The 6618-nt window shown below is 52.3% G+C and carries 5 protein-coding genes and 1 pseudogene; 3 read left to right on the top strand and 3 right to left on the bottom strand.

The features are described 5' to 3' along the window. Nucleotides 1-1007, top strand: a 1007-nt coding sequence (argJ, locus tag VB716_RS17295; RefSeq protein WP_323271148.1) for a bifunctional glutamate N-acetyltransferase/amino-acid acetyltransferase ArgJ, incomplete at its 5' end; no start/stop codon positions are given. Between the two features lie 116 nt (nt 1008-1123). On the opposite strand, the gene VB716_RS17290 is transcribed toward argJ, so the two are convergent. Beyond that, entirely contained in the window at nt 1124-1684 is a 561-nt protein-coding gene (locus VB716_RS17290) for a hypothetical protein (protein ID WP_323271147.1), read from the bottom strand. A 711-nt stretch (nt 1685-2395) separates the two neighbouring features. On the opposite strand from VB716_RS17290, the gene VB716_RS17555 reads away from it, so the two are divergent. Further along, nucleotides 2396-2680, top strand: a complete 285-nt coding sequence (locus VB716_RS17555; RefSeq protein ID WP_416238136.1) for a recombinase family protein — start codon at nt 2396-2398, stop codon at nt 2678-2680. A gap of 145 nt (nt 2681-2825) precedes the next feature. Here VB716_RS17555 and VB716_RS17285 read toward each other — a convergent pair. Then, nucleotides 2826-3768, bottom strand: a pseudogene (locus VB716_RS17285) (transposase); the annotation flags it as partial. Between the two features lie 585 nt (nt 3769-4353). After that, nucleotides 4354-4962, bottom strand: coding sequence for a hypothetical protein (locus VB716_RS17280; protein ID WP_323271146.1), 609 nt, complete (start codon nt 4960-4962; stop codon nt 4354-4356). A gap of 276 nt (nt 4963-5238) precedes the next feature. Here VB716_RS17280 and VB716_RS17275 point away from each other — a divergent pair, with 276 nt between their 5' ends. After that, complete coding sequence (locus VB716_RS17275) at nt 5239-5583, top strand: hypothetical protein (protein ID WP_323271144.1); 345 nt, start codon at nt 5239-5241, stop codon at nt 5581-5583. Nucleotides 5584-6618: the final 1035 nt, after the last annotated feature.

The following is a 6618-nucleotide window of genomic DNA, read 5'->3' as shown; positions in this document are numbered from 1 at the left end:
ACTCCGGCCAGGCCAATGCCTGCACCGGCGATCGCGGCCTGATCGACAGCCTGCGGGCCACCCAGGCGGTGGCCGATCGGCTGGGCCTGGCGGCCGAGGAGGTGCTGATCTGCTCCACCGGTGTGATCGGCGTGCCGATCCCGATGGACACCCTGGTGGCGGGCCTCGATCCGCTGGTGGCCGCGCTCAGCCCCGAGGGCGGCGCCGCTGCCGCCACGGCGATCCTCACCACGGATCTGATCGACAAACAACTGGCCCTGGAGGCGGATCTGGGCGGCCGGCGGGTGCGCCTCGGCGGCATGGCCAAGGGCTCGGGGATGATCCACCCCGACATGGCCACGATGCTGGGCACCCTCACCTGCGATGCCGGTGTGCCCGCCGAGCTGTGGCAAGCGATGGTGCGGCGGGCGGTGGATCGCTCCTTCAATGCGATCACGGTGGACGGCGACACCAGCACCAACGACACCTACCTGGCGTTTGCAGCCGGCGAGCCCTTGAGCCCCGAGCACTTCGACGCGCTGGAGGCCGGCCTGACGGCGGTGTCGCAACACCTGGCCCGCGCCATCGCCCGCGACGGCGAGGGCGCCACCTGCCTGATCGAGGTGCGGGTAGAGGGGGCAGCCGATGAGGCCGGCGCCCGCGCCATGGCCCGCACCATCTGCGGCTCGTCGCTGGTGAAGTGCGCCGTGCACGGCCGCGACCCCAACTGGGGCCGGATCGTGGCAGCGGCGGGCCGCGCCGGCGTGGCTTTCGATCCGGAGGCGGTGGCCCTCTGGCTGGGGGAGCACCAATTGATGGCGGCCGGACAGCCCCTGGCCTTCGATCGCCCGGCCGCTTCGCAGTATCTGAAGGATCGCGCCGCCGGCAGTTATCTCGGCGGGCCTGGACCCGGCGGCGACACGGTGCTGATCCGCCTGGTGGTGGGCGAGGGTCCCGGCCAGGGCTGCGCCTGGGGCTGCGATCTCTCCGACCAGTACGTGCGCATCAACGCCGATTACACGACGTAATTGAAAATGCAGTAGTGGCAAGGGTTTTGAGGAGGGTGTTTTGACTGTGTCACCGATGTGTCACTTGTTACGCACCTTCTCTCCGCCATCGTTGCCGTTTTCCTGATGCATTCTCGCTAATATTTGTCCGAAAACTTTGACTGCTGATAATAAGGTAGTGCATATTTGCTTCTTAATACTGGAATGCCGTTGACTTCGGGATAGCATGAACCTTCATCGCTCAACCAGAAACCATTCCTGCGAAGAACTTTGGCGCGACTAATGGGACATGCAAAAATGTGACCATTTTTTTCGTTGTCATTTTCAATACGACCCTTTTTCTTCGCAATAAAGATTGTTGTGCGATTCAGCGTATTGCCACAGAGTTCTTCTGGAACCAAGGATTCGCTAATGACGTCAACTTGATTATTTGCATAGAGTTCGGTTCTTAGTTTCTGGATATATCCATAGTGTTCCATCCGTTTTTTTTGTTCGGGAGTAGCAGTTTCATGAATTGGTTCTGCCAGCACAATGTAATGTTTAGCGACTCTAATTAGTTCGCTCAATATTCCCTTTTCCGCTCCTCCATTTGGTTCAATTGCGTGCATTGTGAATGCTATATCAATAAAATTGTCAATCAAGGGAAGTTGCCTTAGGTCGCCAAGAAAAAAATTCGGGCATAATTGATTCTGCTTCAATTTCCGAGAAGTTTCTTGCGACATCAATTCTTGATAGTGAGATATCCATGCCGTAGGCATCAATCTTGTTTCTTGCTTCTGCGGGAAGAAGATTTAGGAGTGAATTATAGTTAGTCGCCTCACCAGTCCCGAAGTCACATGCAATGACCCTGTCTTTTTTGAAACAGTTTCCGTTAGCACATGGGCAGATTCTAACTGCTGGATAACATAGCGATTGAAATCCTGCGACCTTTTGTAATTTGAATAGAATCCATGCACGTATGAACCCGCTTGAAGGTCGTAACTGATAGCAATTGCATCTGACGCAGAAAGACCATTCTTGGCTGCAATATCTGGATTCTCTTTTAAGTAAGTGCTTATGTTCTTGCCATCTTTATAGAGTTGGCGAAGTTCACTGAAAATAGACATGGCATTCAAATGCTTTTTTTATGAGTTTGCTGAAAAACCCCGTCAAGGACCATTCAGCCCGGGAACGCCTGACTTCGAGCCCAGTGTTCACGGGCGCTGCGCCCAAAGGTAAGGCTTAAGGCATGACGGCCTCGGGACTTTTTCAGCAAACTCTTATTATCACATGGATTCAGTTGCCTCCTCCGTCCCGTCCATAAACCGAAGGGTTGCCAGGACGCTTTGAAACGCCGCACGCCAGTCGGTTTGCCCGTATCAGAAACTGTGTACGGTTCCTTTGTTCGCAAACGCCAAGGGTTCTGACTGATGACCCGTTCCATCGGGTACTCACGCTGCTCCACCACGCACCAGGACACCGACGCCCAGGTGACTGAACTGGGGTCCGCTGGATGCCAGGAGGTGTTTGCCGAGAAGGTGTCCTCCCGTGCACCCCTGGAGAAACGACCCCAGTTGCGACGGTGCCTGGAGTCGCGGCAAGAGGGGGACGAACTGGTGGTCTCCAAACTTGACCGACTGGGACGATCACAGGGTGGAGGTGATCAACCGTCTCTCCGATCTCCAGACCAAGGGGATCTATGTCGGGCCTCCTGAGAAAGTAAGAACCAGCCCCAGGGCAACAATATGGGGAGGGCCGGCTGACCTCTGACTGTTGGTCAGGCTGCAGCCGATTGATTGCTCAGGAGTCGCTCCTCGCCTCTTCGGAGGGATTCAGTGCCGATCAGCAGCTGAAACAAGAAGGCAAAAAGGACAAAAAGAAGCTCCATCAGCTTCTCGAGGTTCATTACCAGTACAGCCAATGCAATGGCTGATCCTTGGGTGGCAGCCAGCTTCTCACGAATCAAACCCAATCCAAATCGCCGCTTCCCCTGTCCGATTTTGCCTTCAACCGCGTTACGTTGCCGTTGATCATCAAGAAACTGTCTCTTCTCTTCTGCCACAAGCTCAGGATCACTCTTGGGCCGACCAAGGCGAGGTCCACTCAGGCGAATCCCATGACGCTGACAGAAAGCACGGTTCGCTCGAGTCCGATAGATCTGATCGGCACAGATCACTTCTGGATAATGACCATGACGACGGCGATAGACTCTTGCCTGAGCCTTTAGGTCTTCTCCTTCGTTGTAGGGTTCGTAGCTCAGGCGATCCAGGCAAGTGAATCCATCACCCGTAACTGAAATTTAGATCTTGGCTCCGAATTCGACATTGCATCTGGCTTTGCCACGAACTATGGGCCTGATGTGAGCTTGGAAGATGCTCACGATCCGATTAGGGATGCTTCTGCTGTCTGAGTGGTAGAGAATCTTCTGCTGGCGAACCAGCTCGCTGACCACCAAGAGTTTGTGATACCAGTGTCTTCCTGCGGCCAAAAGGCAAGCACCGCAAGCGATCAGGGCATCAATACTGCCAAGATTCCGTTGAAGATGGCCGAGCTGCTGCTTGATCGCTCTTCGAATCTTGCTGATGCGAGGGCGCTTCTTCTTTGCCACTGTCAAAAGCTGCTGACGGGCTTTCTTTCGATGCGTACGTGGCTTCTGGCCAAACGCCTCTCTGATCGGCGGATGCATCGCATCAATCAGTTTTTCTGTAACTTCTCTGGCTTCATTGAGCAGAGATACATCAGTCAGATAGCGGATGTCAACCGGTGCGCATGTGGCGTCAATCAAGAGTGTGCCTTGGTTGGCCGATGGCGTAGACGTGTGATCATTGCTGCCATGTCCCGTGGAAGAATCGCCACCTTTGTCTGCACCTTGATCATCGTCGGCATCTGCGGCCTGGATCACATTCAGTCCATGGCGCACGATCCGTTCGTTGCAGTCGTTGATCACTGACTCCGGCAGGCGCTTCCGGAAATCAACCATCATCGACGGATCAAACGGTACTGAAAACTGGAACGCTTCTAATCCAATGAAGAATTGTCGAGTCGCCCACAGGAACTTCCCCCGCAGGCGCTCACAGAACCGGACGTGACACTCTCGCGTCATCCGGCTCTTGTCACCCAACCGTTGCGTGACCAAGAATCTGCCAATGGACAAATAACTGTGGATTCTGCTGAGAGACTTTGCTCAACAGCCGCAGGCTTCGTCCACGGTGTCCGCGTAGATGCTTGTGCTTCTGACGCAGCCAGGAGCCATTCGACTCACTAAGGTTGAGTACGAGATACTCAAGGAACTTCAGAAGAAGGACAAGAGGTACAAGAAAGGATTAGAGTCAAAGGTCTTGTCGGATACTGAGAAGGATTTCAAGAAATGAGTTGAACTCCCGCTAATTTAACTTTTACTAACGTCAAGATCAGGATATAAGTCCTCGTATGTAAGACCATAATTGTCTTTGAGACCTTCGGGGTTTGCGGGAATATATCTTTCAGGAAAATCCGAAGATGCGATAAATTCGCGCATAACGTTATCGGAAGCGTGAATCCTGTTGACAACTTCATCCCAGATGCGAGTCATTAACAGATCTTTCCTTATTGTCCACTTCATTCTTCTAGAAAGATTTAAAAAAGTATCCTGTTTTTTGACGCTGAATGTGGTGATTCCCTCGTACAACTCGTAAAAATCTATCTCGTCGACTTTTTCTATAGATTTTGCCCGGGTGAGTTTAACCATCTCTGCGATTCTAAAGGTATTTACGAAGGTCGTGATTGATAGCGCCATGAATCTTCTTTCGGTTTTGTCGTGATCGACAATTGTGTCGCATATGGAGATCAACCATCGAAGGTTGGTGTTTTTTACTAGTAGGTCTATTTCGTCGCAAAGTATCTTGTCTAGTTCTTTCCAGTTCTCTTTGACTCCTCTTCTATTTCGCAATTCTTTTATGAGATGCCTTATCCGCGGATCACATTCTGTGCTGCTTGTATTTTTTTGAGTTATGGTCATCTGCAGATGCCAAGAAAACGTCTAGTGATCAACTTACACGATATTGACGCCGGTTGCAATGCTGAGGAGAATGACCTGATTAGGGAATTATTCTAGACCTGTCTGGATTCCCTCGCTTCCTCAGCAGGTCTTTGATTTGAGAATTTCCTTGGTTTTATGCACGAATCTCTTCAAGTCAGCAATAGTATTAGGAGGGCATTACATGTTTTGTTCAGGACAAAGACTGGAGGATTGCGAAGAAGTCTCAATCCTTCTTTGGTTTGGAACCAATCATCCATGGTCGCTCCGAAACTGCGTGTGATCCAGTCCAACGAGATGGGTTTTCCATCTAGGATAGGAAGTCAGCGCTGGTCAGGTCTGAAATCGTTCACTGCAAAGGAGATAAACAATGGTCAGACTCTTCGGAAAACACTGTTCATGCTGAAATGCAGAGACGGTCTCCGCGACTTTGCTGTCTTTGATTCTGTCTTTGTGGATTTTCGTGATGCCTACCAAAAGTATGTCTTTGAGATTGTTTCTACTCCCAATATCCTTCGTGATCAGGATGTGATGATGCATCTGATGTCTCGCAAGGATGTCAAACTTGCCGCTGTCGCACTGGTGGATAAAATTGGTTCGTGATCTTTCCGTCTCTTGCTCTTAGTGATAGAGATTAATTTTTTGGTCTCTGTCCTTCTGCTGCTTTGAGACTCTTCCTCCCCGTCGCCAGTGCTCCAGTCGCTCGCTTTGCGTCGTAGTGGAAGTAGTGCTGCTGGATGTACTCGATTGAGGTGTCACAGTTATTGCAGACGGTTGCAATCGGAACTCCCCTGTCCAGTGCGAAGGTGATCCAGGTGTGACGGAACGAGTACCAGGTCAGGAGTTTTGCTGATTTGATCACTGCCTTCCGTTGGTTGTTCGAGTCATCAGGTGCCCAGGTTGCCAGTCCTGCCTCGACCAACATCTCCAGGAGTCCATCTCTCCAAATCCTGCTGCTCAGGGGTTTTCCTGTTGACTGGTTCAGAAACAACAGATAGTCTTGTGGGTTGGGGAGGTGATCTTTTTTCAGTCGCTCCAGATGTGCTATGACGGGTGCGCTGAGTTCTTACCATCGACCTGTCTTGGTGTTCTCTGATGGTACTTCGATGACGCACCAGATTTTTCTGTCTTCTTTGCTGAGGGCCCCCTGCGTCAGGAAAGAAGTCCGCTCGGTCTGACCCATCCACTAGGGGGCCAAACCGATGTTTCTGGTTCGTCTCCCTGTTCAGGAAGTGCAGGTGCCACTTGCCACCCTTCTGGGGGTCTCGATACACATACGCGTTGTTCCTCCTTCCCCCCTGCAGGTCAATCCGATCCAGGACTCGTTCGTGACTCGCCATCCAGGGGTTTTGGTGTCAAGGAGGTGTCAACACCACCGAGGGGACTGAGTTTTGCCCCCCAAGTGTCAAAATGGTGTCAAGACTCTAGACTGTCAAACCCCAGTCGGGGACAGGGTTTTTCTCTGACGCATCGATCAACGCCGATTACACGACCTAGTGTCCCGTCCTGGAAATAACAGCTAAAATCAGGGGTGTCACCCGAGGTGCCCTGTGGCGCTTGGTCGTCCGATGCCTCCGCTGGTCCTCAGCGAGGACGAAGCTCAGCAGTTGCGGGCCCTTGCGAATTCCCGGTCGCTGC

The organism is Synechococcus sp. CCY9201 (assembly GCF_034931105.1).
Taxonomy (GTDB): Bacteria; Cyanobacteriota; Cyanobacteriia; order PCC-6307; family Cyanobiaceae; genus CBW1002.
The sequence above is the reverse complement of the archived record's forward strand: the minus strand, read 5'-3'. Positions and strand labels throughout refer to the sequence as shown.